Origin of the sequence: Micromonospora kangleipakensis (assembly GCF_004217615.1) — a bacterium.
In the GTDB taxonomy this organism is placed as follows: Bacteria; Actinomycetota; Actinomycetes; order Mycobacteriales; family Micromonosporaceae; genus Micromonospora; species Micromonospora kangleipakensis.
Genome location: NZ_SHLD01000001.1, coordinates 5,266,184 through 5,291,276, shown reverse-complemented (window position 1 = coordinate 5,291,276; position 25,093 = coordinate 5,266,184). Strand labels below are relative to the sequence as shown.

At 73.7% G+C, this 25,093-nt stretch carries 26 protein-coding genes, 1 pseudogene and 1 riboswitch; of the genes and pseudogenes, 14 read left to right on the top strand and 13 right to left on the bottom strand.

Annotation, left to right across the window (positions count from 1 at the left end; translation table 11 throughout):
• Positions 1-36 precede the first annotated feature (36 nt).
• Genes EV384_RS25515 through EV384_RS25505 form a run of 3 tightly spaced genes read left to right on the top strand, consistent with a single transcriptional unit; the run spans position 37 to position 3,010 of the window.
• Entirely contained in the window at positions 37-990 is a 954-nt protein-coding gene (locus EV384_RS25515; RefSeq protein WP_130337179.1) for a carbohydrate kinase family protein, read from the top strand.
• Positions 991-1,050: 60 nt separating this feature from the next.
• The gene (locus EV384_RS25510; RefSeq protein ID WP_130337177.1) at positions 1,051-1,302 is read left to right on the top strand and encodes a hypothetical protein; all 252 of its coding nucleotides are present in this window, start codon (positions 1,051-1,053) and stop codon (positions 1,300-1,302) included.
• A 55-nt stretch (positions 1,303-1,357) separates the two neighbouring features.
• Positions 1,358-3,010, top strand: coding sequence for a ribulokinase (locus EV384_RS25505; RefSeq protein WP_242624284.1), 1,653 nt, complete (start codon positions 1,358-1,360; stop codon positions 3,008-3,010).
• Between the two features lie 99 nt (positions 3,011-3,109).
• Here the strand turns inward: EV384_RS25505 and EV384_RS25500 are convergent, their stop codons facing one another.
• Entirely contained in the window at positions 3,110-4,528 is a 1,419-nt protein-coding gene (locus EV384_RS25500) for a glycine hydroxymethyltransferase (RefSeq protein ID WP_130337173.1), read from the bottom strand.
• Between the two features lie 18 nt (positions 4,529-4,546).
• Positions 4,547-4,636: riboswitch (ZMP/ZTP riboswitch) on the bottom strand.
• A gap of 41 nt (positions 4,637-4,677) precedes the next feature.
• On the opposite strand from EV384_RS25500, the gene EV384_RS25495 reads away from it, so the two are divergent.
• A complete protein-coding gene (locus EV384_RS25495) occupies positions 4,678-5,541 on the top strand; it encodes a metallophosphoesterase family protein (protein WP_130337171.1) in 864 nt (287 codons plus the stop codon).
• A 49-nt stretch (positions 5,542-5,590) separates the two neighbouring features.
• Here the strand turns inward: EV384_RS25495 and EV384_RS25490 are convergent, their stop codons facing one another.
• The 4 genes from EV384_RS25490 to EV384_RS25475 all read right to left on the bottom strand — a co-directional run bounded on the left by EV384_RS25490 (position 5,591) and on the right by EV384_RS25475 (position 9,422).
• Positions 5,591-6,091 carry a hemerythrin domain-containing protein gene (locus EV384_RS25490; protein ID WP_130337169.1) on the bottom strand — a complete coding sequence of 167 codons (501 nt, stop codon included), beginning with the start codon at positions 6,089-6,091 and terminating at the stop codon, positions 5,591-5,593.
• Positions 6,092-6,205: 114 nt separating this feature from the next.
• The gene (locus EV384_RS25485; protein WP_130337167.1) at positions 6,206-7,690 is read right to left on the bottom strand and encodes a S8 family peptidase; all 1,485 of its coding nucleotides are present in this window, start codon (positions 7,688-7,690) and stop codon (positions 6,206-6,208) included.
• A gap of 147 nt (positions 7,691-7,837) precedes the next feature.
• Entirely contained in the window at positions 7,838-8,707 is an 870-nt protein-coding gene (locus EV384_RS25480) for an NAD(P)H-hydrate dehydratase (protein WP_130337165.1), read from the bottom strand.
• Entirely contained in the window at positions 8,691-9,422 is a 732-nt protein-coding gene (locus EV384_RS25475; RefSeq protein ID WP_130337163.1) for a histidine phosphatase family protein, read from the bottom strand. Before EV384_RS25475 ends, EV384_RS25480 begins: the two co-directional genes overlap by 17 nt.
• 133 nt (positions 9,423-9,555) lie before the next feature.
• Between EV384_RS25475 and EV384_RS25470 the strand changes: the two genes are divergently transcribed.
• Positions 9,556-9,786 carry a hypothetical protein gene (locus tag EV384_RS25470; RefSeq protein WP_130340809.1) on the top strand — a complete coding sequence of 77 codons (231 nt, stop codon included), beginning with the start codon at positions 9,556-9,558 and terminating at the stop codon, positions 9,784-9,786.
• A gap of 53 nt (positions 9,787-9,839) precedes the next feature.
• On the opposite strand, the gene EV384_RS25465 is transcribed toward EV384_RS25470, so the two are convergent.
• From EV384_RS25465 to EV384_RS37395, 3 genes and pseudogenes are all read right to left on the bottom strand, one after another.
• Complete coding sequence (locus EV384_RS25465) at positions 9,840-10,193, bottom strand: beta propeller repeat protein (protein ID WP_130337161.1); 354 nt, start codon at positions 10,191-10,193, stop codon at positions 9,840-9,842.
• Positions 10,190-10,393, bottom strand: coding sequence for a beta propeller repeat protein (locus EV384_RS36415; RefSeq protein ID WP_130337159.1), 204 nt, complete (start codon positions 10,391-10,393; stop codon positions 10,190-10,192). Before EV384_RS36415 ends, EV384_RS25465 begins: the two co-directional genes overlap by 4 nt.
• Before the next feature lie 141 nt (positions 10,394-10,534).
• Positions 10,535-10,597, bottom strand: a pseudogene (locus EV384_RS37395) (helix-turn-helix domain-containing protein); the annotation flags it as partial.
• Positions 10,598-11,205: 608 nt separating this feature from the next.
• Between EV384_RS37395 and EV384_RS25440 the strand changes: the two are divergent.
• Both EV384_RS25440 and EV384_RS25435 read left to right on the top strand, forming a co-directional pair.
• Positions 11,206-11,532 (top strand): hypothetical protein, encoded by a 327-nt coding sequence (locus EV384_RS25440; RefSeq protein WP_130337157.1) that lies wholly within the window; start codon positions 11,206-11,208, stop codon positions 11,530-11,532.
• A gap of 41 nt (positions 11,533-11,573) precedes the next feature.
• Positions 11,574-12,548 (top strand): DNA polymerase domain-containing protein, encoded by a 975-nt coding sequence (locus EV384_RS25435; RefSeq protein ID WP_130337155.1) that lies wholly within the window; start codon positions 11,574-11,576, stop codon positions 12,546-12,548.
• Positions 12,549-12,552: 4 nt separating this feature from the next.
• Here EV384_RS25435 and EV384_RS25430 read toward each other — a convergent pair whose 3' ends face one another.
• Entirely contained in the window at positions 12,553-13,059 is a 507-nt protein-coding gene (locus EV384_RS25430) for an Lrp/AsnC family transcriptional regulator (protein WP_130337153.1), read from the bottom strand.
• A gap of 72 nt (positions 13,060-13,131) precedes the next feature.
• Here EV384_RS25430 and pdhA point away from each other — a divergent pair, with 72 nt between their 5' ends.
• From pdhA to EV384_RS25405, 5 genes are all read left to right on the top strand, one after another.
• Positions 13,132-14,337 carry a pyruvate dehydrogenase (acetyl-transferring) E1 component subunit alpha gene (gene pdhA, locus EV384_RS25425; protein WP_207232653.1) on the top strand — a complete coding sequence of 402 codons (1,206 nt, stop codon included), beginning with the start codon at positions 13,132-13,134 and terminating at the stop codon, positions 14,335-14,337.
• Complete coding sequence (locus tag EV384_RS25420) at positions 14,337-15,353, top strand: alpha-ketoacid dehydrogenase subunit beta (protein WP_130337149.1); 1,017 nt, start codon at positions 14,337-14,339, stop codon at positions 15,351-15,353. The genes pdhA and EV384_RS25420 overlap by 1 nt, the downstream gene beginning before the upstream one ends.
• Positions 15,350-16,789, top strand: coding sequence for a dihydrolipoamide acetyltransferase family protein (locus tag EV384_RS25415; RefSeq protein ID WP_130337147.1), 1,440 nt, complete (start codon positions 15,350-15,352; stop codon positions 16,787-16,789). Before EV384_RS25420 ends, EV384_RS25415 begins: the two co-directional genes overlap by 4 nt.
• A 250-nt stretch (positions 16,790-17,039) precedes the next feature.
• The gene (locus EV384_RS25410) at positions 17,040-18,719 is read left to right on the top strand and encodes a right-handed parallel beta-helix repeat-containing protein (RefSeq protein ID WP_130337145.1); all 1,680 of its coding nucleotides are present in this window, start codon (positions 17,040-17,042) and stop codon (positions 18,717-18,719) included.
• A gap of 198 nt (positions 18,720-18,917) precedes the next feature.
• Complete coding sequence (locus EV384_RS25405; protein WP_130340808.1) at positions 18,918-20,189, top strand: L,D-transpeptidase; 1,272 nt, start codon at positions 18,918-18,920, stop codon at positions 20,187-20,189.
• 71 nt (positions 20,190-20,260) lie between these two features.
• Here EV384_RS25405 and EV384_RS25400 read toward each other — a convergent pair whose 3' ends face one another.
• Positions 20,261-21,280, bottom strand: coding sequence for an SMP-30/gluconolactonase/LRE family protein (locus tag EV384_RS25400; protein ID WP_130337143.1), 1,020 nt, complete (start codon positions 21,278-21,280; stop codon positions 20,261-20,263).
• Positions 21,281-21,496: 216 nt separating this feature from the next.
• On the opposite strand from EV384_RS25400, the gene EV384_RS25395 reads away from it, so the two are divergent.
• Positions 21,497-21,862 carry an STAS domain-containing protein gene (locus tag EV384_RS25395; RefSeq protein ID WP_130337141.1) on the top strand — a complete coding sequence of 122 codons (366 nt, stop codon included), beginning with the start codon at positions 21,497-21,499 and terminating at the stop codon, positions 21,860-21,862.
• A 132-nt stretch (positions 21,863-21,994) separates the two neighbouring features.
• On the opposite strand, the gene EV384_RS25390 is transcribed toward EV384_RS25395, so the two are convergent.
• Entirely contained in the window at positions 21,995-22,363 is a 369-nt protein-coding gene (locus EV384_RS25390) for an FKBP-type peptidyl-prolyl cis-trans isomerase (protein WP_130337139.1), read from the bottom strand.
• 170 nt (positions 22,364-22,533) lie between these two features.
• Positions 22,534-23,109, bottom strand: a complete 576-nt coding sequence (locus EV384_RS25385) for a DoxX family membrane protein (RefSeq protein WP_242624283.1) — start codon at positions 23,107-23,109, stop codon at positions 22,534-22,536.
• Positions 23,110-23,327: 218 nt separating this feature from the next.
• On the opposite strand from EV384_RS25385, the gene EV384_RS25380 reads away from it, so the two are divergent.
• A complete protein-coding gene (locus tag EV384_RS25380; protein ID WP_130337135.1) occupies positions 23,328-24,026 on the top strand; it encodes a CBS domain-containing protein in 699 nt (232 codons plus the stop codon).
• 197 nt (positions 24,027-24,223) lie between these two features.
• Here the strand turns inward: EV384_RS25380 and EV384_RS25375 are convergent, their stop codons facing one another.
• A complete protein-coding gene (locus EV384_RS25375; RefSeq protein ID WP_130337133.1) occupies positions 24,224-24,940 on the bottom strand; it encodes a helical backbone metal receptor in 717 nt (238 codons plus the stop codon).
• Positions 24,941-25,093: the final 153 nt, after the last annotated feature.

Genomic DNA, 25,093 nt, shown 5'->3' with positions numbered 1-25,093 from the left:
CGTGACCGGGCGATCCAGGCCCGGGAGAGGAAGACTGTGATCACGGTTGTCGGCGAGAGCCTGGTGGATCTGATCGAGGATCCGTCGGGCGGGGCGGTCGCCCACCCGGGGGGCAGCCCGGCGAACGTCGCCGTGGCGCTCGCCCGCCTCGGTCAGCCCACCACCCTGCTCACCCAGCTCGGTGACGACGCGCACGGGCGGCTGCTCCGCGCCCACCTGGCCGGCAGCGGCGTACGGCTGGATCCGACGTCGGTGCCGGACCTGCCGCGCACGAGCGTGGCCCGGACCCGGGTGGGCGCGGACGGACAGGCCCGGTACGACTTCGACATCGCCTGGCGGTCCTTTCCGGACCGGGCGCTGGCCAGTGGGTCGGGGAGCCGGTGCCTGCACACCGGCTCGCTCGCCACGGTGCTCGAACCGGGCGCCGGTGACGTGCTGGCGCTGGTCCGGGACCGGCGGGCGACCACGATGATCAGCTACGACCCGAACTGCCGCCCCGCCCTGATGGGCGACCGGACCACGGCCCGGCGCCGGGTCGAGGAGCTGGTGGCGGTCAGCGACGTCGTCAAGGTCAGCCTGGAGGACCTGGCCTGGCTCCACCCGGGCCGTGGGTACGAGGAGCTGGGGCGGGCATGGCTGGAGCTGGGCGCCGTCCTCGTGGTGGTCACCCGCGGCGACGGCGGGGCCTGGGCGGTCAACCGCGGCGGTGCGGTGCAGGTGGACGCCCGACCGGTGCGGGTGGTGGACACCGTCGGCGCCGGTGACGCGTTCACGGCCGGGCTGCTGGCCGCGCTGAGCGAGCGGAACCTGCTCGGCGCCGCGCGGCGGACGGCGCTCGGCGACGTCGGCCGGGACGCGCTCGCCGCGGTCCTGGCGGAGGCGGCCCACGTCGCCGCCCGTACCTGCGCCCGGCGGGGGGCGGATCCGCCCACCCGCGCCGAGCTGGCCGTCGACCGGCCCGCGGTGGTGGGATCCGGCGGCGGCGCCTGATCCCGCCCGGGCGGCCCGGCCACGATTCCCCGCCGTGCGCCAGGCCACCATAATGGACCGATGGTTGCCTGGGAGTACGCGTTGCTTGTCCGTCGCTATCAGGGGCAGGGCCGCAATTTCCACGTCTCGTTCGTCTGGTACGGCCCCGACGGCTCACGCACCGACATCACCGCGTACGGTGACACCGCGATCGCGCACCTCAACCGCGCCGGCCGGGAGGGCTGGGAGCTGGTCTCCGCCGGCGAGGACGTCAACAACGTGCAGGGCAGCACCGAGGTGCACCGCTACCACCTGAAGCGCCCGCTCGCCTGACCCGTTACCGTCTTCTCCCACCGCCGCGGAGCCGACGGTGGTGGGAGGAGGAACGGTGGGCCGGTACGTCGTCGGCGTGGACTTCGGCACGCTCTCCGGCCGGGCCGTGGTGGTCGACGTGGCCGACGGCGCCGAGCGGGGCAGCGCGGTGCACGCGTACCGGCGCGGGGTGCTCACCGACCGGCTGCCGGACGGGCCGGCGCTCCCCCCGGACTGGGCGCTGCAGGACCCGGCAGACCACCGCGAGGTGCTGCGGACGGCCGTGCCCGCCGCCGTCCGCGCGGCCGGCATCGACCCGGCCGAGGTGATCGGCATCGGGCTGGACGCCACCTCCTGCACGGTGCTGCCCACCCTGGCCGACGGCACCCCGCTCGCCGAGCTGCCCGAGCTGCGCGACCGGCCGCACGCCTGGCCGAAGCTCTGGAAGCACCACGCCGCGCAACGGCAGGCCGACCGGATCAACGCCCTCGCCGCCGAGCGCGCCGAACCCTGGCTGGCCCGCTACGGCGGCCGGGTCTCCGCCGAGTGGCAGCTCGCCAAGGCGCTGGAGGTGCTGGAGGACGACCCGGCGGTGTTCCGCCGCGCGGAGCGCTGGATCGAGACGGCCGACTGGCTGGTCTGGCAGCTCTGCGGCCGCCCGACCCGCAACGTCTCCGCCGCCGGCTTCAAGGGACTACGGCAGGACGGCCGCTACCCGGCCACCGATTTCCTCGCCGCGCTCCACCCCGAGCTACCCGACCTGCTGTCGAAGGTCGACGGGCCGCTGGTGGAGGCCGGTGCCCGGGCCGGCGTACTGACGGCCGAGGCGGCCCGGTGGACCGGCCTACCGGCCGGCGTCGCGGTGGCCGCCGGCACGATCGACGCGCACGTCACCGCCGCCGCGGCGCGTTCGGTCGAGCCGGGCCGGATGCTCGCCGTCCTCGGTACCTCCACCTGCCTGATCATGAATGCGGACGCCTGCCACGAGGTGCCCGGGGTCTGCGGTGTCGTCGCGGGCGGGGTCACCGCTCGCGGCTGGGGCTACGAGGCCGGGCAGAGCGGCGTGGGTGACATCTTCGCCTGGTACGTCGAGCGGGCCCTGCCCGCGTCGTACGCCGACGAGGCGCGGCGGCGCGGGGTCTCGCCGTACGAGCTGCTGGACGCCCTCGCCGCCGACCAGCCGGTGGGCGGGCACGGGCTGCTGGCGCTGGACTGGCACAGCGGCAACCGCTCGGTGCTGATGGACCACGAGCTGAGCGGGGTGCTGGTCGGGCTGACCCTGGCCACCCGGCCGGAGGAGATCTGGCGGGCGCTGCTGGAGGCCACCGCGTTCGGGGCGCGGACGGTCGTCGAGGCGTTCACCGCGGCCGGGGTGCCGGTGGACGAGTTGACCGCCGCCGGTGGGCTGACCGCCAACCGGCTGCTGCTGCGGATCTACGCCGACGTGCTGCGCCGGCCGCTGCACGTGCTCGACGCCCCGCATCCGGCCGCCCTCGGCGCGGCGATCCACGCGGCGGTGGCGGCCGGGGCGTACCCGGACGTGGAGACCGCCTCGGCGGCGATGGGCGCGCGGCACCGCGAGACCTGGCGCCCCGATCCGGCCCGCGCCGCCGCCTACGACGACCTCTACGCCGAGTACCGCGCCCTGCACGACCACTTCGGCCGCGGTGGCACCGACGTTCTGCACCGCCTCCGCACCCTCCGCAACCGCGCCCGCTCCCACCCCTGACCCCCCGGCCTCGCCTCGGCGGGGGCGGGCGGCGGGTGGGGCGGGAACGGCGACGCCCCGCGCGGCCGAGGGCCGGGCGGGGCGTCGGGGTGGTGCGGGTCAGCCGAGGTCGACGGCCGGGTAGAGGGGGAAGCCGGCGAGCAGGTCGCTGGCCTGCTTGCTGACCTTGTCGGCCAGGGCCGGGTCGAGGACGTACTTGGCCTTGGACTCGCCCGACGTGGTCTGGCTGAGCACGGTGTGGATCAGCTCGGCGGTCTGGTCCATCTCGGCGGTGCCGAGACCGCGGCTGGTCAGCGCCGGGGTGCCGATCCGGATGCCCGAGGTGTACCAGGCGCCGTTCGGGTCCCGCGGGACCGCGTTGCGGTTGGTGACGATGCCCGAGTCGAGCAGCGCCTGCTCGGCCTGCCGGCCGGTGAGGCCGTAGCCGGTGACGTCGATGAGCACCAGGTGGTTGTCGGTGCCGCCGGTGACCAGCTTCGCGCCGCGGCGCGCCAGGCCCTCGGCGAGCGCCTGGGCGTTGTCGACGATCCGCTGGGCGTAGTCGGCGAAGTCGGGGCGGCGAGCCTCGGCCAGGGCGACCGCCTTGGCGGCCATCACGTGCGGCAGCGGGCCGCCGAGCACCATCGGGCAGCCCCGGTCGACCTGGTCGGCCAGCTCCGGCCCGCAGAGCACCATGCCGCCGCGCGGGCCGCGCAGCGACTTGTGGGTGGTGGTGGTGACGATGTGCGCGTGCGGCACCGGGTCGAAGTCGCCGGTGAAGACCTTGCCGGCGACCAGGCCGGCGAAGTGCGCCATGTCGACCATGAAGGTCGCGCCCACCGAGTCGGCGATCTCCCGCATGATCCGGAAGTTGACCTTCCGCGGGTACGCCGAGTAGCCGGCCACCAGGATCAGCGGCTTGAACTCGCGAGCCGCCTCGGCGACCTTGTCGTAGTCGATCAGGCCGGTCGCCGGGTCGGTGCCGTAGCTGCGCTGGTCGAACATCTTGCCGGAGATGTTCGGCCGGAAGCCGTGGGTGAGGTGACCGCCGGCGTCCAGCGACATGCCCAGCATCCGCTGGTTGCCCAGCTCGCGGCGCAGCGCGAACCAGTCCGCCTCGGTGAGGTCGTTGACCTGGCGTACCTGGGCCTTCTTCAGCGCGGGGGACTCGACCCGGTCGGCCAGGATCGCCCAGAACGCGACCAGGTTCGCGTCGATGCCGGAGTGCGGCTGCGCGTACGCGTGGGCGGCGCCGAACAGCTCCCGGGCGTGCTCGGCGGCGAGCGCCTCGACGGTGTCGACGTTCTGGCAGCCGGCGTAGAAGCGACGGCCGACGGTGCCCTCGGCGTACTTGTCGCTGAACCAGTTGCCCATGGCCAGCAGGGTGGCCGGGGAGGCGTAGTTCTCGCTCGCGATGAGCTTGAGGGACTCGCGCTGGTCGACCAGCTCCGCCCCGATGGCGTCGGCCACCCGCGGCTCGACGGCCCGGATCACCTCGAGCGCGCTGCGGAAGGCGGTGGATTCGGCGTTCAGCGACATGCGACCTCCTGGTGACGTGCGGAAGGCCCAGGCGCTCGGCAGGCGTCCTCATGACGGGACCGCTTCCCGATGGTTCTCCATCCCCACGCGCCAGTCACGGCCCGCGCCGATCCTACCGGGTCGACCCCGGCCTGCTCTCGTAGGATCGGCTGGTGGGGGAGGACGGGGCGCTGCTCGCCATCAGCGACCTGCACGTCGGGCACGCCGACAACCGTGCGATCGTCGAGGCGCTGCGCCCGGAGTCGCCGCGGGACTGGCTGCTGGTGGCCGGCGACGTCGGCGACACCGTGGCCCAGGTGGAGTGGGCGCTCGACCTGCTCAGCCGGCGCTTCGCCACGGTGGTCTGGGCCCCGGGCAACCACGAGCTCTGGACGCCGCCGGCCGACCCGGTCCAGCTCCGCGGTGTCGCGCGCTACCGCCATCTGGTCGACCGCTGCCGAGGGCTCGGCGTGCTCACCCCGGAGGACCCGTACCCGGTGTGGCGCGGTCCGGGCGGGCCCGCGCTGGTGGCACCGCTCTTCCTGCTCTACGACCACAGCTGGCGCCCGGACGGCCTGGACACCCCGGAGGCGGCGCTGGCCGAGGCGTACCGGACCGGGGTGGTCTGCACCGACGAGTTCCTGCTGCATCCCGACCCGTACCCGAGCCGGGCGGCCTGGTGCGCGGACCGGGTGGCGACGACGGCGGCCCGCCTCGCCGCGCGCGACCCGGCGCTGCCGACGGTGCTGGTCAACCACTTCCCGCTGGTCCGCGACCCGACCCGGATCCTGCGCCACCCGATCTTCGCGCAGTGGTGCGGCACCGAGGCCACCGCCGACTGGCACCGGCGCTTCGCCGCCGCCGCGGTGGTCTACGGCCACCTGCACATCCCCCGGACGACCTGGCACGACGGGGTGCGGTTCGAGGAGGTGTCGGTGGGCTACCCGCGTGAGTGGCGGCAGCGGTCGGCGCCGGCGGGCACCCTGCGCCGCATTCTGCCCGCGCCGGCGGGGACGCCGCCGACGGCCTGGTGACACACGCCGGGGCCCGACCGGTGGCCGGGCCCCGGGGAGGTCGCGGGGGTCAGGCGGTGGCGGCGTCGACCTGGCTCTTGCGGGCCTTCGGGTCGTCGAGGGTGCGCGGGGCGTCCTTGCGCATCGCGATCATCCGCTCGCCGATCTCCTGGAGCTGGTTGCGGCCGAGCGCCTCCCGCACCTTGGGGAACCACTGCTGCTCCTCCTCCTCGACGTGGTGCTCGACGTTCTCGATCAGCACCGTGGTCTTGGCGACGAAGCGCTCGTCGGAGGCGTCCATGGCGGCCAGCTCGGCGCAGAGCAGGTCGGCGACGTGGTGCTCCTCGTACGACTCGAGGATGTCGTCCTCCAGGTCCGGCAGGAGCTTGCGGACCTCGGGGTACATCACCTCGTTCTCCAGGTAGGTGTGCACCGTCAGGGCCTCGAGGATCTGGTTCACCAGCTCCTGGCGCCGGCTCGCCGGGCCCTCCTCGGCCTTCTGGAACTCCCGGAAGAGGCGGCGCATCTCCTTGTGGTCCTCTTTGAGCAGCACGATGGCGTCGGTGGACACCGGTACCTCCTAGGGCGTTGGGCTGACGCTGATCCCCTACCCCGGGCATGAGCTGCGGAAACGGATGGGGCCCGGCGACATCGCGCCGGGCCCCACCACTGGTCGTGCGTGGTGCTACTTCACCGCGTTGTACGCGTCCACCATGCCGGCTCCGTAGAACCCGTTACGCTCGCCGCCGGAGCAGGTCGCGTCGTAGGCGTGCGGGCCGGTCGAGATCAACGGCACCGGGTTGTAAACGCCCTCCGGGCAGGACTGGGCCACCGAGGTGGTCTCGAGGAACGCCGCCAGCTGGCCGGGGGTCATCCCCGGGTGCGCCGACGCCGCCAGCGCCGCGACGCCGGTGGCGTGCGGGCCGGACATCGAGGTGCCCTGCTTGTACCCCCACCCGTTAGTACGGGTGACGGTGTTGAAGGTCGTCGACAGGATGCCGTCGGTGAGGGTTGACCTCACGCCCTGCGTACGGAACCGGGTGTCACCACCCGGGGCCGTCACGTCGATGACGCCCTGGCCGTACGAGGAGTAGTAGCTCTTCGCACCGGTCGGGCCGACCGCCGACACGGTCACCACGCCCGGCGCCTCCGCGGGGAGGTCCATGCAGGCGTTGGTGAGGTTCTCCCGCGCCTCCGGCGTCCCGTCGTCCGGGCTGCCGTAGTCGGAGAGCTTGTGGGCCAGGTCGTAGTTCGAGTTGCCGGCGGACGCCACGTTGAGCACGCCCCGGCTGTTCGAGTAGCGGATGGCCCGCTGCACGGCCTGCCACACCGGGCGCTGACGCGCGTCGTTGCGGCAGTTGAGCTCCCACGGGTCGATGTAGTAGCTGTTGTTGGTCAGCTGCATGCCGTGGGTGGCGGCCCACATGAACCCGCAGACCGCAGCCTCCGGGTAGATGAAGCCGTCGTCGTTGACCACCTTGACGGCGGCGACCTTGACGCCCGGCGCGATGCCGGTCACGCCGACGCCGTTGACCGCGGCGGCGATGGTGCCCGCCACGTGGGTGCCGTGGTCGCTGGTGGTCGGGTTCCACGCCGTCTCGGAGGTGTCGACGACACCGCCGAGGCAGGACGTGGACTTGTCCTTGGCGATCTGGGTCGCCAGGTCGGGGTGGGTGCTGGAGATGCCGCTGTCCAGCACGCCGACGACGACGTTCGAGCTGCCGCTGTTGATCGCGTGGGCCTGCGGGAGGTGGATCATGTCCATGTCCCACTGCTTGGCGTACTCGGGCTCCTTGGTCGGGTCGCCGGTGGCGCTGGCGACGTCGGCCGCGGAGACCTCGACGGTCTCGCCCTCGTCGAGGGCGGTGCCCAGCCCGGCGGTGGACGCGACCGACTCGACGCCCGCCCCCGCCACCGCGGTGGCGAAGCCCGGGTTGGTCGACCGGACGACGAGCACGCCGATCTGGTCGTAGGTGGACACCACGGTGCCCTTGGCGGCCGCCACGCGGGCGGCGGCCTGGTCGGTGTTGGCGCCCTGCGGGGCGAGGACCAGGAAGGTGGTGTCCGGTCCGGTGGCCACCGCCGGTGCCAGCCCGCCGGTGACGGCGAGACCGACGCCGAGCGTCACGGCGGACGCGGCGGCCAGTGTCTTGCGACGGAGGTTCTTCACACAGACTCCCAGGGGGCCGTTCCGGCCGGGTCGCACTCCCTGGCGGGGAGCGGACCGGCGGGAAACGGGCAGGTTGCCCGCTTCCGAGGGTTCAGCGTAGGGAGGAGGTGTGTTGTTACACACACCCGAACGGGCGAACAACAACCGTCAGACGGTGGCCAACGTGTAGGGGATCTCGTCGAGCAGCTCACGGGCGAGGAAGCCGATCCGACCGTAGCGGGGGACCAGCCGTTGGCCGCTGACGGCGTGCGCGAACGCGGCCCAGCAGGCGGCCTGCGCCGGTGCCGCGCCCCGGGAGAGCAGGCCGGCGAGCAGCCCCGCGCGGACGTCGCCGCTGCCCGAGGTGCCCAGCCCGGCGTCGCCGCTCTCCTCCCGCCAGCCCTGCCCGTCCGGGGTGGCGATGTGCCCGTACAGGGAGACCACCGCGTCGTAGCGGCGGGCCACCTCGGCCGCCTCGGCGTCCAGGTCGTCGCCCAGGTCCCGGTCGAGCAGGTGCCGGGCCTCGGTGAGGTTCGGGGTGAGCACCACCGGGCGGCCCGAGCCGACCAGCAGGTCCGGGGCGTGGCTGAGCGCGCCGAGGGCGTACGCGTCGAGCACCAGGGACGTCTCCGGTCCGGCGGCGCCCAGGACCAGGTCGAGCAGCGAACGGGTGTGCTCGATGTCGTTGAGCCCCGGGCCGACCGTGACCACGTCGGCCTGCCCGACCAGCTCGGCGAGCCGGTCCCCGCGGTCGCCGGCGACCGCCCCGTCGGGGGTCTCCGGCAACCCCACCACCAGCGCCTCCGGCACCTGGATGCTCAGCGCGGTGGCGGTGGACTCGGCGGCGGCGAGCTGGAGCACGCCGGCGCCGGCGCGCAACGCGGCCACCCCGGCCAGCAGCACCGCGCCCGGCGTGAACCGGGAGCCGCCGACCACCAGCACGGTGCCGCGGTTCTCCTTGCCGCCGGTCGGCACCGGCAGCGCCCAGTCCCGCAGCAGCGCGGGGGTGATGACCGGGGTGTCAGACCGGTTCGGCATGGATCTCGTCCTCCCTGGTCGGCCGCGCGCCCTGCTGGTGCAGGTGGGCGACGTCGTTGAACCCGTCCGGGACCAGCCGGCCGTCGGCGTCCGCCGACCAGCCGGTCACCGAGCAGTTGGCGATGACGTGCTCCCGGGTGAGCGCCATCAGCTCCGTCTCGGTGAGCCCCTCCACCAGGTAGCGCAGCAGGAAGACCAGCGCGTCGTGGCCGAAGAGCAGCACCCGCCGGTCCTCGTGGTCGCGGCGCAGGTCGCCGAGGAGGGTACGCAGTCGCAGCGCCACGTCCGTCCACGACTCGCCGCCGGGCGGGCGGTAGTAGAACTTGCCGAGCCGGGCCCGGCGGTCCGCCTCGGCCGGGAACCGTTGGCGCACGCCGCGCCCGGTCAGCCCGTCGAGGATGCCCAGCTCCCGGTCGCGCAGCCGCTCGTCGCGGCTGACCGGGATCCCGGTGCCGGCGAGGGCCAGCTCGGCGGTCCGCACCGCCCGCAGGTACGGCGACACCACCGCGACGTCGGGGCGGCGCGCCTCGGGCAGGCCGGCCAGCCAGCGGCCGGTGGCCCGGGCCTGCTCCTCCCCGGTGGCCGACAGCGGCACGTCCGCGTCCCGGTGGGTCAGGTCGATCAGCTCGGCCCCGGACGCCTCCGCCGCGGTCGCCGCGACGTTCGCCGTGCTCTCGCCGTGCCGCACGATCCAGAGCGTTGCCAGTTCCGCCATGCGCCCTCCGGTACCCGGGGCTCGTGCCGGGTAACCGTGCGCTCCGGGCCGCCGAGGGCGTGAAGGGGGCGGTGGCGGGTAAGCGCGGTGCTCCACCGGAAGCCGACACATGGGGAGGTGCGCCGTGGCGACCATGGTCAAGGAACCGGCCAGCCCGGTCAAGGACAAGAACTACGACCTGATCCACACGATCCAGCTCTCGCTGGAACACATTTGGCGGATGGAGACGTACATCGCCGACGCGGAGAACCAGGGCGACACCGAGCTCGCCAACTGGTTCCGAAAGATGCAGGAGAACAACCGCAAGGCCGGTGAGCAGGGCAAGCAGATGCTGATGCAGCGGATGCAGCAGGAAAAGGGATAACCCGTGCGCGGTGACCGGGCGGGCGTGGCGCCCGCCCGGTCGCGCCGCCGCGCTCAGGAGACCTGGACGGCGTAGCTGCCCCGGCCGAAGGTACCGGCCACCAGCCGGTGGTTCGTCCCGTCGTACTCGATGTCGTCGACCGGTACCAGCGGCAGCCCGCGACCCTGCCGGAGCCAGACGCCACCGCCGGAGGGGCTGACGAAGACGCCCTGGTCGGTGGCGACGTAGAGGGTCAGGCCGCGGCCGATCGCCAGGTCGTTCACCGGCGCCCTGGGCAGGGTGCCGCTCAGGTCGACGAAGTGTCGGCCGCCGTCGAGCGAGCCGAGGACGTACGGTCGGTCCGACCCCGTCCGGTACGCCGACAGCGTCACGTACACCCGGTCCGCCCGCTGCGGGTCGACCATCACCCGGGCTGCCCGGAGAGCAGCAGCTGCCAGGAGGCGCCCAGGTCACGGGTGACCCAGACCCGCCCGTCGTCGGTGCCCAGGTAGACCGTCCGGCCGTCGCCGGCCGGCGCGATCGTGGAGATCCTGCCGTAGTTGGGGTAGACGCGGTGCTCAGGTCCGCGAGGGCCTGGAGCACGACCGCGGACACCTCGCCCAGCCACTCCCGCTCGGGTGTGCGCTTGGCCTGCGTGATGACCCGCTTCGACAGCTCGCCGTCCGACAGGTACGCCTCGCCCGCCTCGCGGGGCCTGCTGGCGTGCGCGCAGCCCGTCGTTGAACACTACCCGCGCGCACCCGAACGCCCGGGCCAGCGACTGCTGCTGACACGGCGTCGGGTAGACGCGAAAGTTGTACCGGAGCTGCACATCGGACGGTCTGCCACCGGCCTATGACTGAAATTGAGGGCATCCGGACCGGCAGGCACTGCGTCTTCGCCCTGCACGCCCATTTGGTCTTCGTGGAGTTGACGATGGCGTACAGCCGGTCGGGGTCCGAGGCGGACTGGCCGAGCCCGATCCGGCCCACGTCCGGCCCGCGGCGGGGAGGCCGCCGCCGCGGCGCAGCCACGTCGCGCCGCCGTCGGTGGAGCGATAGACGCCCCGGTCGCCGCCGCCGTTGTACAGCGAACCGGCCGCCGCCACGAAGGCCCGCTTCGGGTCGGCCGGGTCGACGGTGATCGCGCCGATCCCCCCGAGTCCCGCAGCCTGAGCGACCGCCAGGTCCTCCCGCCGTCGCGAGAGGCGTACACCCGGGTCCCCTCGTAGGTGACGCTGCCGCCACCAGGTCGGCCAGCCGGTCCTCGATGGTCAACCCTTCCGATCGAGAGAGGTGGCCCCCGTGAGGAGGCAGCACTTGGGGCACCTGACCGAAACCGGGCAGCGGCGCGGGCATCGACTCGGCAGAATGTGCCGTGCCGGCCGGTGGCCGCTGGTGGGTCGGCCGCTGACGGTCTCGGTCGAGAATTGGGGAGCGGATGACGGTCATCAGGGGGTTGCGGGAAGCACTCGTGCTCTTCGTCATCGCGGTGGTGCTGATCGCGGCCGGCGTGGGTGTCTGGGTGGCGGTGAGCGGCGGCGACTTCACCCACCGGCTCGGCGTGGCGTGCCTGGTCGTCGGCGCGCTGATCGGTATGACGGGCGACCTGACGCTGAGTCGGATTGAGACGATGCCCGCGCGTTCCGTGTTCGGGCTCGCACCCGAGCGGGAGGGGGCCGGTGGCGGACGAGTGCTCACCGGGGTCGGCATCTTCCTGTTCGTCGCGGTGCCGCTGATCGCCGTGGGCATCCTGCTCGTCGGCTGACAAGTCCCCGGCGAGCGGGCCGGCGTCGTACGGTGTGAGGCGTGGCGACCACGGCGGCCGAGGAGATCCGGGTGGGGGAGCGGCTGGTCCGCGTCTCCAGCCCCGACAAGCCGTACTTCCCGGAGCGCGGACTGACCAAGCTGGACGTGGTCCGTTACTTCCTCGCGGTCGGCGACGGCATCCTGCGCGCGCTGCGGGACCGTCCGACCATGCTGGAGCGCTGGCCGCGCGGCGTCTTCGAGGGGGCGAAGATCGCCACCCGGCAGACCAACCGGGGCGACGCCTTCTACCAGAAGCGGCTGCCGGCTGGCGCGCCCGACTGGGTGCGTACCGCGCACCTCACCTTCCCGAGCGGGCGGACCGCCGACGAGGTGGCCCCGAGCGAGCTGGCGGTGGTGATCTGGGCGGCGAACCTCGGCACGCTCCGGTTCCACCCGTGGCCGGTCTCGGCGACCGACGTCGACCACCCCGACCAGCTCCGCATCGACCTCGACCCGATGCCGGGCGTCGACTTCGCGCAGGTGGTGCCGGTCGCGCACGAGGTGCGGGCGTTCCTCGACGAGCTGGGGCTGGTCGGCTACCCGAAGACCACCGGCGGGCGCGGCCTGCACGTCTACCTGTCGATCGAACCGAGGTGGAGCTTCGGCGAGTGCCGGCGGGCGGTGCTGGCGCTGGGCCGCGAGATGCAGCGCCGGCTGCCGGACCTGGTCACCACCACCTGGTGGCGGGAGCAGCGGGACCGGCCGGTCTTCGTGGACTACAACCAGATGGCCCGCGATCACACCATTACCTCGGCGTACTCGATCCGGCCCACCCCGGCGGCGCTGGTCTCCGCGCCGCTGGACTGGTCGGAGCTGGACGACGCGCGGCCCGAGGACTTCGACGTGCTCAGCATGCCGGGCCGGTTCGCCGAGCGGGGTGACCCGCACGCGGGCCTGGACGGGCGCCGCTTCTCGCTGGCGCCGCTGCTGGAACTGGCCGACCGGGAGGGGCTGGCGGCCCCGCCGGAGCGCTGACCGCTCACTGCCAGGGGCTCTGCGCCCCGCTGAACTCCTCGAAGACCAGCCAGGTCCGGGTCGACAGCACCCCGGCGATGCTCTGCACCCGCTCCAGTACCACGTCCCGCAGGGTGGCGTTGTCCGGCGCCCGGACCAGCGCGAGGACGTCGTGCTCGCCGCTGAGCAGCGCGACGTGTTCGACGTAGCGGACCTGCGCCAGCTCGGCGGAGACCTCCCGCCAGGTGTTCTGCTCGATGGTCAGCGCGATGTACGCCGACGTGCCCAGCCCGGCCGGCTCCGGCGCCACCAGGGCCCGGAACCCGGTGACCACCCCGTCCCGCAGCAGCCGCTCCACCCGGGCGTACGCGTTGGTCCGCGAGACGTGCACCCGTTCGGCCAGCGTACGGATGGAGACGCGCCCGTCCCGGACCAGCTCGTCGAGGATCCGCCGGTCCACCTCGTCGAGCGGCCCGGCCGAACGTCCCGTTCCACCCGCCTCGCCCGGTGTCGGGGTGGTCTCCTGGCTCATGAATCGCTCCTCGGCTCGCCATTCGTCCCACGTTCGCTGGGGATCTTGAGTCAATCATCCAACAGCAGGAGCATAGGGCCACCACACGTCCAGGAGGTCCCCGCCGTGACGACCACACCCCAGGCGGTCCGCAGGGCATCCCCGCGCACCCGCCGGCCGGCCACCCCGGCCGCCCCCGACCCGACGGCCGGCCTGCTGCCGACGACCGAGCCGGTCCGCCTGCTGAACCCGGACGGCACCCCGCTGCCGCCCCGCGCCGACTACCCCGAGCCGCCGGTCGAGGCGCTGCGCGAGATGTACCGCCGGATGATCATCGGCCGCCGCTTCGACGTCCAGGCCACCGCGCTGACCAAGCAGGGCCGGCTCGCCGTCTACCCGTCCTCGCGCGGCCAGGAGGCCTGCCAGGTCGGCGGGGTGCTCGCCGTCCGCGACACCGACTGGGTCTTCCCCACCTACCGCGAGTCGATGGCGCTGACCGCCCGGGGCATCGACCCGGTCGAGGTGCTCACCCTGCTGCGCGGCGACTGGCACTGCGGGTACGACCCGACGCGGGTGCACACCGCGCCGCAGTGCACCCCGCTGGCGACCCAGTGCGTGCACGCCGCCGGGCTCGCCTACGGCGAGTCCTACCAGGGCCGGGACACCGTCGCGCTGGCCTTCATCGGCGACGGCGCGACCAGCGAGGGCGACTTCCACGAGGGGGTCAACTTCGCCGCCGTGTTCAAGGCCCCCGTCGTCTACTTCGTCCAGAACAACAAGTACGCGATCAGCGTCCCGCTGTCCCGGCAGACCGCCGCGCCGAGCCTGGCGTACAAGGGTGTCGGCTACGGCGTGCCCAGCGAGCAGGTCGACGGCAACGACCCGGTGGCCGTCCTGGCGGTGCTCACCCGCGCGGTGGAGCACGCCCGCTCCGGCAAGGGGCCGTTCCTGGTGGAGGCGCACACCTACCGGATGGAGGCGCACACCAACGCCGACGACGCCAGCCGTTACCGGGACCCGGACGAGGTGGAGGCGTGGCGCGACCGGGACCCGGTGGCCCGGCTGGAGACGTACCTGCGGGCCCGCGGCGTGCTCGACGACGCCGCCGTCGCGGCGATCGCCGAGGAGGCCGAGGCGTACGCGGCGGAGCTGCGCGAGCGGATGAACGCCCAGCCCGCCGTCGACCCGCTCAGCCTCTTCGAGCACGTCTACGCCGAGCCGACCCCGCAGCTGGTCGAGCAGCGCGAGCAGGTCCGTGCCGAGCTGGCCGCCGCCCGCGACGAGGAGGGGGACGCCTGATGGCCACCATGACCATGGCGAAGGCGCTCAACGCCGCGCTCGCCGACGCGATGCTCGATGACGACCGGGTGGTCGTCTTCGGCGAGGACGTCGGCCAGCTCGGCGGCGTCTTCCGGATCACCGACGGGCTCCAGGCCCGCTTCGGCGACAAGCGTTGCTTCGACACCCCGCTCGCCGAGGCCGGCATCGTCGGCTTCGCCGTCGGCCTGGCCATGTCCGGCCTGCGGCCGGTGGTCGAGATGCAGTTCGACGCGTTCGCCTACCCGGCGTTCGAGCAGATCGCCTCGCACGTGGCGAAGCTGCGCAACCGCACCCGCGGCGCGCTCAGCGTGCCGATCGTGATCCGGGTGCCGTACGCCGGCGGCATCGGCGGCGTCGAGCACCACTGCGACTCCTCCGAGGCGTACTACGCGCACACCCCCGGCCTGAAGGTGGTCACCCCGGCCACCGTCGAGGACGCGTACTCGCTGCTGCGGGAGGCGATCGACGACCCGGACCCGGTCGTCTTCATGGAGCCGAAGAAGCTCTACTTCTCCAGCGCCGAGGCGGAGCTGCCGGCGCGCACCGCGCCGTTCGGCAAGGCCGTCGTGCGCCGGGCCGGCACCGACGCCACCCTGGTCGCGTACGGGCCGGCGGTGCCGGTCGCGCTGGAGGCCGCCGAGGCCGCCCGCGAGGAGGGCTGGGACCTGGAGGTCGTCGACGTCCGGACCATCGTGCCGTTCGACGACGCCACGGTCACCGCCTCGGTGCGGAAGACCGGCCGCTGCGTGGTGATCCAGGAGGCGCAGGGCTTCGCCGGGGTCGGCGCAGAGATCGCCGCCCGGGTGCAGGAGCGCTGCTTCCACGCCCTGCACGCCCCGGTGCTGCGGGTGTCCGGCCTGGACATCCCGTACCCGGCGCCGATGCTGGAGCACACCCACCTGCCCTCGGTGGACCGGGTGCTCGACACCGTGGCCCGGCTCCAGTGGGACGACCAGCCCGACCCGCGCTGGCTGTCGCAGGGGAGCGCCGCGTGACCACCGTCGAGCGGACGCAGGTCTTCCTCCTGCCCGACCTGGGCGAGGGGCTGAGCGAGGCGGAGATCGTCGAGTGGCGGGTCGCCGTCGGCGACGTGGTGACGGTCGACCAGAGCGTGGTCGAGGTGGAGACCGCCAAGGCGGTCGTGGACGTGCCCTGTCCGTACGCCGGTCGGGTCGTCGCGCTGCACGGCGCGGCGGGTGAGGTACGCCCGGTCGGCCAGCCGCTGATCACCATCGGACCGCTGGACGGCGCCGGCCCGGACGACGACCGGGAGCCCGCCGGGCACGCCACCTACCGCGAGGAGGAGCGCGCCGGCTCCGGCAACGTGCTGATCGGGTACGGCACCGGCCACGGCGGCTCCGGCCGGCGGCGCCGCCGGCCCCGCCTGGCGCTGGCCCCCGAGTCGACGGCCGCCGCTCCGGCCTCCGCCGTAGCGACCAGCCCGGCGGCTCCGACCAGCCCGGCCGCCTCGGCGGCTCCGACCAGCTCGGCCGGCCCGACCGCCGACTCCTCCGCCGGCTCCCCGCGGGCCGCCCTGGTCATCTCGCCGATCGTCCGGCGGCTGGCCCGGGAGCGCGGCGTGGACCTGGCGACGGTCCGGGGCAGCGGCCCGGGCGGCGTGATCCGCCGGGCCGACGTGGAGGCCGCCCTCGCCGAGGCCAGCACCGACGCCGCCGCCCGGCTCGCCGCGGTCCCGGACGCCCCGGCCGCGCACGTCAGTCTCGCCCCGGCCGGCGAGCAGGACGTGGTGATCCCGCTGACCGGCATCCGCAAGGTCATCGCCGACAAGCTCTCCCGCAGCCGGCGGGAGATCCCCGAGGTGACCATCTGGGTGGACGTGGACGCCACCGCGCTGCTGGCGACCCGCGCCGCGATCAACGCGGCCAGCCCGGACGCCCCGGTCAGCATCCTGGCCCTGCTGGCCCGGATCTGTCTCAGCGGGCTGCGGAGATATCCGCAGCTCAACGCCCACGTCGACACCGAGGGGCAGCGGATCGTCCAGTCCGCCGGGGTGCACCTGGGCATCGCCGCGCAGACCGACCGGGGCCTGCTCGTCCCGGTACTGCGCGACGCCCAGCGGCTGACCACCCGGGAGCTGGCCGCCGAGCTGGCCGCCACCACCGCCGCCGCCCGCGCCGGCACGCTGCCCCCGGCGCGGCTCACCGGCGGCACCTTCACCCTGAACAACTACGGGGTGTTCGGTGTGGACGGTTCCACGCCGATCATCAACCACCCGGAGGCGGCGCTGCTCGGCGTCGGCCGGATCGTCGACAAGCCCTGGGTGGTCGACGGGCAGCTCGCGGTGCGCAAGGTCACCCAGCTCAGCCTCACCTTCGACCACCGGGTCTGTGACGGCGGGGTGGCCGGCGGCTTCCTGCGGCACGTCGCGGACTGCGTCGAGCAGCCCGCGCTGCTGGTCGCGAACGTCTGACGGCGCGGAGCCGGTCGCCCGTCCGGGGCGGCCGGCTCCGCCCGGTACGGGCCGCCGCCGGGGCCGCTTCCCGACCTCGCCGCCGGGCTGACCGGTGCCGCCGGCGTTGGCCGGCCCGCCCCGGGACGGCGGCGGAATCCCCGCCGTCCCGTCTGCCGGATCTGCTCCCCGTGCCCGGCCGGCGGCGTTAGCCGTCCGGGAGCCCGGGAATCCGAGGTCGTCGCCGCTCGGAGCCCGAGAGGAGCAGCCCGTGCCGTACCAGGAACTGCCGCCCACCGTGCGGAACCACCGCCCGGCCGTCGCGGGCGCGCCGCTCTGGTGCGACGCCCGCCAGTACGGCCTGACCGGCGACGGGGTGACCAACGACCAGCCGGCGCTGGCCGCGCTGGTGGACCGGCTCGGCGACGGCTACGCCGCAGACGGGCGGGCGCGGGTGATCCACTGCCCGCCGGGGATCTACTCGATCCGCGACGCCGGGACCGTCTGGCGCAGCGGGGTGTCGCTGGTCGGCGCCGGCCCGGCGGCGACGCGGTTCCTGCTGAGCAACGAGGGCAACCGGGCCGACCCGACGCCGCTGGCCTTCTGGACCACGGTGCAGCACGGCGCGAACCGGGACCGGCACATCGCCGACTGCACCTTCGCCGACTTCGAGATCGACGGCTCGGGAGTGGCGATGGCCGAGTACAACTACCTGGCCAAGGGGCTGGGCCTGCAGTACCTGGTGCGGGGGGTGTTCCGCAACCTCTACATCCACCACACCGCCGCCACCGGGCTGGGCTGCGACTTCCTCCAGGACAGCCTCATCGACGGTGTCGTGGTGGTCGGCTGCGGCCGGCTGGACAACGGCGAGGAGATGGGCGGCGCGGGCATCGGTGTCGGCATCGGCGGCTGGGGGACGGTCGAGCGGCTCGCCATCGCCAACTGCACCGCCGTCGGAAACGGCACCAACGGCATCTTCCTGGAGCTGCAGAAGGACTACTGGCCCCCGCCGCGCGGTTACCGGATCATCGGCTGCCACAGCCAGGGCAACCGGTTCGGCATCTCCGACTGGGGGGCTGACGGCCTGATCGTCACGGCCTGCACGATGACCGGCAACCTGGAGGCCGGCTTCGACGTCTCGGCCAACGGCACCGCCGGGGTGGCCGGCCGGGGCGGGCTGCTGACCGACTGCGTGATCGACGGCAACGTGGCCGACGGCGTCAGCATGGGCAACACACCCGGCCCGTACACCGTCCGGGGCAACCGGGTCACCGGCAACGGCAGGTACGGCTTCCACGAGCACAACCTCGGCCACGGATACCAGGACCCGGCGATGGACGTGGTGATCGAGAGCAACGAGTTCTGGGGCAACGGCCTGGACGCGATCCGGGTCGACCGCCCGATGACCGACACCGTCCTGCTCAACAACCGCATCCGCAACAACGGCCGACAGTGCGCCGGGGCGTACACGGGCGGCGGTGAGACCGTCCGCTACGGCGACAGGAAGCTGGTCGACCGGTCGGCGGACTGGCCGCACGACGGCCACCGGGGCAAGGTGCTCCGGGTCGGCAAGCGCACCGCCGTGGTGGCCGCGAACACCGCAACCGAACTCTCCCTCGCCCCGGTACGCCCCGACGCCTCCACCGCGTGGAGCGGCGACACCCCGCTGCCCGGCACCCCGTACGAGCTGCCGGCCGCGCCGGAGATCCGGGCCGGCATCACCATCAACGCGGCGTTCGACTCGGCGACCATCCGGGGGAACCGGGCCTGGGACAACCACGACGTCCGGACGCAGACCCACGGGCTGTGGATCACGGAGCGGGGCAGCTGGATCGACTGTCGGGTGGAGGAGAACGACTTCGCCGGCAACGGCGCGGCGGCCGCCCGGCTGGACACCCCGCCGCTCGGCGGGCGGTGGGAACGCAACCACGGCGACGAGGACTGGGACTGACCGGCCGTGTCCGGCACGACCGGTGCGCCGGCCGCCCAGGATTGCCGATCCCGGACGTCGTGGCCCGCCCGTCACCTACCGGGCACACCCGACATCAAATGGCCGCCCCGTCGCCCACCATTTCCCCCAAAAGCGCGACCCGGCCGGAGAAACGCCGTACAGAATGGGGCCAACGGGGACTGGAAATGGGGTGCGCATATGGATGTGAGACGGCGACTGAGGCTGTTCGCGGTAACCATCGCAGTCACACCATTGGTGATCGGCGGCTGCACCGCCGGTCAGCGGGAGGCCGCGAAGCCGGGGCACAAGAAGGCGGCCGCGCCGGCGGTTACCGTGACACCGGCGGACCGGACCAAGGATGTGCCGATCAGCGCCGAGGTGGGCGCGAAGGTCGCGCACGGGAAGATCACCGCGGTGCGGCTCACCGACGACAAGGGCGCGCAGGTGCCGGCCGAACCGCGGGAGGACGGGTCGAGCTGGGTGCCCACCAAGCCGTTGCAGAATTCGCGGACGTACACCGCGGAGGTGACCGCGACCGGCGGTTCCGGACGTACCACCACGCAGAAGACGACGTTCACCACGATGGCGAAATCGACCAAGCCGGCCATCACCACCGAGCTCTATTTCACCAGTAAGCAGACGTACGGGACGGCTCTGCCGGTAACCGTCGCGTTCGATCCGCCAATTCCCAAAGAAGCCCGGGCGGACGTGCAACGGCGATTGTTCGTGAAGACTGACCCGCCGCAGCCGGGCACCTGGTCGTGGGTGGCGGACGGGAAGCAGGTCGAATACCGGGCACCTGATTTCTGGCAGCCCGGCACGAAGATCAGCGTACGGAGCGCCCTGCAGGGGCTGCCGATCGGCAAGAACGCCATCGGCGACGCCGATCACAGCGCGACCTCGAAGATCGGCCGGCAGGTCTCGCTCGACATCGACAACGCCACCAAGCAGATGTCGGTCTATCAGGACGGCAAGCTGCTCCGCAAGATCCCGGTGAGCCTCGGCAAGTCGAGCACCCCGACCTCCAGCGGCACGATGGTGATCATGGAGAAGTTCGACCGGACCACCTTCGACACGCGGGGCGACCCGAACGGCGGCTACGTGGTCGACGTTGACGACGCGCAGCGGCTGACCTGGGGCGGCGAGTTCATCCACTCCGCGCCATGGTCGGAGGGGGACCAGGGCAACATCAACGTCTCGCACGGCTGCACCAATGTCTCGGCCGATGCGGCGCACTGGCTGATGGGAGTCACACAGGTCGGCGACCTGGTGACCGTCAAGGGCACCGAGGTGAAGTTGGACCAGGGCAACGGCTGGACCGCCTGGAACGTCAGCTGGGACGAGTTCGCCAAGGGCAGCGCCCTGCCCGTCCCGGCCGGGCTGAAGCCCACCCCCAGCAGCACGCCGCACCCGGGCGCGGTGGCCGGCGGTTCGGCGCCCGCACCGACCCCGTCGGCCAGCGGCGGCTGATCGACCGGGGAGGAACGACCGGGCCGGCCCGCCACCTCACCGGTGGCGGGCCGGCCGCCCGTCACGGCCGCTCAGCCGAGGCGCACCCGGGCCACACCCGTCGCGGTCAGGCTGCCCAGCCAGAGCAGGTCCCCGTGCTGCCGCACGCCGGTGATCATCGAGTACGCGCCGGTCGGGCCGTGCAGCGTCCGGAGCACCCGCCCCTCGCCGTCGACCAGCGCGACCAGGCCGTACCGGCGGGGCTGCGGCTGCACCGCGCCCGGCAGCAGGGCCACCAGCTGTCGGACCCGCGGATGCGGCAGCAGCCGCTCCATGATCGGCAGGCGGGGGCTGGGCAGGGCGATCCAGTACGTCCCGTCGCCCACCGCGGCAACGTTGTCCGGGTACGCCGGCAGGTCGGTCAGCACGGTGGCCCGGCCGTCCGGCAGGTCGATCCGGAGCAGCCGGTGGGTGGCCGTCTCCACCAGCATCAGCGCCGACTCGTCCGGGGTGAGGGCGACGCCGTTGGGGAAGTAGAGCCCGCTCGTCACCACCTCCGTACGCCCCGTCCGCCGGTCGTACGCCAGCACCCGGCCGTTGGGCCGGTGCTCCAGCAGGTCCCGTTTCCAGTGCGAGAGCGGGAACCGGTCGGACGAGTCGGTGAAGTAGATCGTGCCGTCCCGGGCGACCGTGGCGTTGTCGGCGAGGTGCACCGGCGGCGCGCTGCCGGTCAGCTCGTGGACCACGCCGTCCGGGGTGACCCGCAGCAGCCCCCGGTACGCGTCGCAGACGACCAGCGCACCGTCGACCGGGTCGAGCTCGATGCCCAGCGGCCGGCCGCCGGTCTCGGCGAGCAGCCGGGGTCGGGTGCCCGCCGGCGCGTCCGCCGGCCACCACCACAACCGGCCGTCCTCGTCCCCGCTGATCACCCGGCCGTCCGGGTCGATCAGCACGTCCTCCGGCCCGTGCGCGCCGTCCGGCAGCGGCAGCAGATCGGCGTGGTCGAGCCGGAGGTCGGTGGGGGCCCACGGCCCCTCCAGCGGCGGGGGCACGGTGGCCGGCTCGCGAACGGGCCGGATGAGTCGGGGCGGGCGCTGACGGGGAACGGCCATCCGCTCATTGTCACCCGCCGATGCGCCGCCGCGCGCGCCCGTTGCGTGTCGGGGCGACGGCGGCGGGGCGACCCGGGCCGTCCCGGAGGAGGGGTACCGCATCATGGGGAGCACCTGAGCGCGACCCTGACGTCCTCGGGGTCGGACCCGGGCCGTACCCGGATCCCGGGTTCCGCCGGGCCGGAACTGTCGGTCCCGGCCGATAGGTTCGTCGGCATGGGGCAGCACAGCGACCGGTTCCACCTGGAGATCAGCGTCGGCGACCACGTGGTGGACGTCCGGGCGGTCGGCGAGATCGACATCGCGACCGTCGGGTCGTTCCGGGCCGCGCTGTGGGCGGCCCCGGCCCGCCCGGTGCTCCGGCTGGATCTCTCCGGCGTGCGGGTGCTCTCCGCGACCGCGGTGCGCGCACTGTTCGCCGCCCACCTGCGGATCCGCGCGCGGGGCGGCGAGCTGGTGCTGGTCGACCCGGATCCGGTGGTGGCCCGGGTGCTGCGCGCCACCGGCCTGCACCGGGTGCTGCCGGTGCGGGAGTCGGCGACCGTGGGCCCGGCGGCGGTGGCGGAGCTGGTGCCGGCCTGACCGCGCCGGTCGGGCCCGGGCCGATCGCGCCGGGGCGGCGGGAGAGACGCGACCGGGCCGGGTGCCGGCCCGGGCAGCGCGCCGGGGCCGTCGGCGCGTTGCCGGCGGCCCCTGGCGTGCATCAGTGCTGGGTCAGCGGACGCCGAGCAGGTCGACCACGAAGACCAGGGTCTCGTTCGGCTTGATGACCCCGCCGGCGCCCCGGCTGCCGTAGCCCAGGTGCGGCGGGATGGTCAGCCGACGACGGCCGCCGACCTTCATGCCCACCACGCCCTGGTCCCAGCCGGCGATGACCTGGCCGCCGCCGAGCGGGAACTCGAAGGTCTCACCCCGGTTCCACGACGCGTCGAACTCGCGGCCGGTCGAGTGGGCCACCCCGACGTAGTGCACGCTGGCCAGCTGACCCGGCTGGGCCTCCGGGCCCTCGCCGACGGTGATGTCCTCGATGACGAGATCGGCGGGCGGCGCGCCCTCGATCGGGCCTACCTCGGGCTTGTCCATTCGCAGGTCTCCTACCTCGGTATGGATCCGGTCCCCGTCGATCCTGCCCGATAGCGGCCCGCCTATTCGCGTCAGTCCCCGCCGGGTGACCCGGGCGGGGACCGTGGGCGTACGAAGCGGGCATCACCACCGGTGACGCCCGCCCTGTGGGTACTGCCAGATCCGTCACGTCACTTCAGCCAGGAGAGCCGCTGGACGATGGGGAGCTTCGCCCAGGCCCGGCCGAGCCCGAGGGTGTTGCCGGCGCCGACCAGGGCCAGCGCGGCCAGCAGACCGGCGTAGATCAGGTGGTCGTCCATGAACGGGTTGTTCTCGGGGGGCAGCACGACCGTCCACATCATGACCAGGAGGATGCCACCGGCGACCGCGGCGACCCGGGTGCCGATGCCCAGCAGCAGGGTGACGCCGAGGGCCGCGAGGCCGATCATGAACAGCCAGTCCGCCCAGGCCGCCCCGGCGATGTCGTTGTACAGGCCCTTGAACGGACCGGCGGCGCCGAAGGTGAGGAAGCCCTTGGTGGGGCTGCCCCCGTTGATCCAGGCGTTCTTCGCCGCGGTCTCGTGGCCGAGGCCGAACGTCTTGTCCAGGAAGGCCCAGAGGAAAGTCCAGCCCAGCGCGATCCGGAGGCCGGCGAAGACGTACCGGGTGGCCTTCTGGCCGGTGGTCTCGACGTCGCGGGTGGTCCCGGCCGCCGGAGCGATGGTGTTGGCGGTGATCCGCTCGACTGTCGCGGTCATGGTTTCCACGTCCCTTCTGGTGCCTCGCACCGCGCTTCCCGGTGGCACTTTCATTCCAACCCCGTCCCGTCGTCGCGGGCAGGGCCGACCGGGCCGCTCCGGACCGGGACCTTGGGCCCCTTTCGGCCCGGTCCGGACGGCCTTTCCGGGCCTGCCAACCGCCTCTGACCAGCACCGCCGGCCCGGTCTTACGGTCGCCTCCGGAGACCCGTGACGAGGAGGCCGTGATGAGGACGTGGCAGGTGGGCGACGTGATGACCAAGGACGTCGCGACGGTCGGGGCGCAGACCCCGTACCGCCAGATCGTCGACGTGCTGATCCGGCGGGGCATCAGCGCCGTGCCGGTGGTGGACGGCTTCCGCCGGGTGCTGGGGGTGGTGTCCGAGGCCGACCTGCTGCACAAGGTGGAGCGGGCCGGGCACCCGGACGAGCGGCGGGTCTTCGAGGGACGGCGCCGGCGTACCGCCCGGGAGAAGGCGGACGCGCTGCTGGCCGGCGAGCTGATGACCGCCCCGGCGGTGACCACCTTCCCGGAGGCGTCGCTCCCGGCGGCGGCCCGGCTGATGGACCGGGAGGCGGTCAAGCGGCTGCCGGTGCTGGACGACCTCGGTCGGCTGGTCGGCATCGTGACCCGCAGCGACCTGCTCCGGGTGCACCTGCGCAACGACGCGGAGATCCGCGAGGACGTGGTGCAGGAGGTGCTGCGCCGGGTGCTCGCCGTGCGGGACGGCCTGGTCACCGTCCAGGTCCGCGACGGCGCGGTCACCCTGGACGGCCGGCTGGACCGGCGGACCGCCGTCGACCTCGCCGGCCGGCTCGCGGCCCAGGTCAGCGGCGTGGTCGCGGTGCACAACGCGATCGGGTACGACGTGGACGACACTAGCCTGGTCGACCTGGACCCGGGCCAGGCCACCCCGGTCGCCTGACCGCCGCCGCGGGTCGCCGCCTCGTCGGTTGCCCAGTCCAGCGCCCGCCGGCCACCGTCGGAGCCGTCGACGCCCACCACGATCAGACGATTGCTCTCCATCGCTGCGCTCCTCTCCTCCTGCCCCGAAGTCCACACCGAGCGCCGGCGGGCGGACGGGTGCGAAGGACCCACCACGGCGGGGCCGTTCGCCCCGGTTCAGCCGGGTTGGGCGAGCTGCGCGGCGAGCAGCGCGGGTGCCTCGGCGAGGGAGGGGCCGTACCAGGTCAGGTGCCGCCCGGAGACCAGCGCGCAGGGCACGCCGGGGAAGGATTCCGGACCGTCGTCGGCGGTGAACCGGTACGGCTCGTCCGGCAGCACCACCAGTTCCGGCCGGCGCGCCCGCAGCTCGGCCAGGTCGGGGCGGGGGTAGCGCTCGGCGTCCTCGGCGTACAGGTTCGCCACGCCGAGCCGGCGCAGCACGTCACCGGCGAACGTCCGGCTGCCGAGCACCACCCACGGCCGGCGCCACACCGGTACGACCGCCCGGCGCAGCGCCCCGGGCTCGGGCAGGGCGGCCCAGGCCCGGCGGGCCGCCACGAGCCAGTCCGGCTCGGCGGTCGCGCCGAGCGCGCCGGCCAGGTCGGCCAGCTCGGTCAGCGCCTCGGGCACGGTACGCGGGAAGGTGACCCGGACCGGTACTCCGGCCGCGAGCAGCGCGTCGGCGTCGGCCCGCCGGTTCTCCTCCTCGTTGAGCAGGACCAGGTCGGGTCGGAGCGCGAGCACCCGGGCCAGGTCCGGGTACTTGCTGCCGCCGACCCGGGCGACGTCCAGCCCGGCCGGGTGGGTGCACCAGTCGGTCGCCCCGACCAGCACCTCGGGGCGGGTCAGCGCCACCGCCTCGGTCAGGGACGGCACCAGGGAGACCACCCGCACCTGTCGCTCCCCTCCGCCGCCGATCCGACCTCGATCATGCCGTACCGGCGACACGTCGACGCCCGTCGGTCCGTTGGCCGGGACTGCCGTCGGCCGTTGCTGATCCCATCGTCAGGTCTCAGCAATCCGTGCGTTTTCCGCATGGAAGGTCCG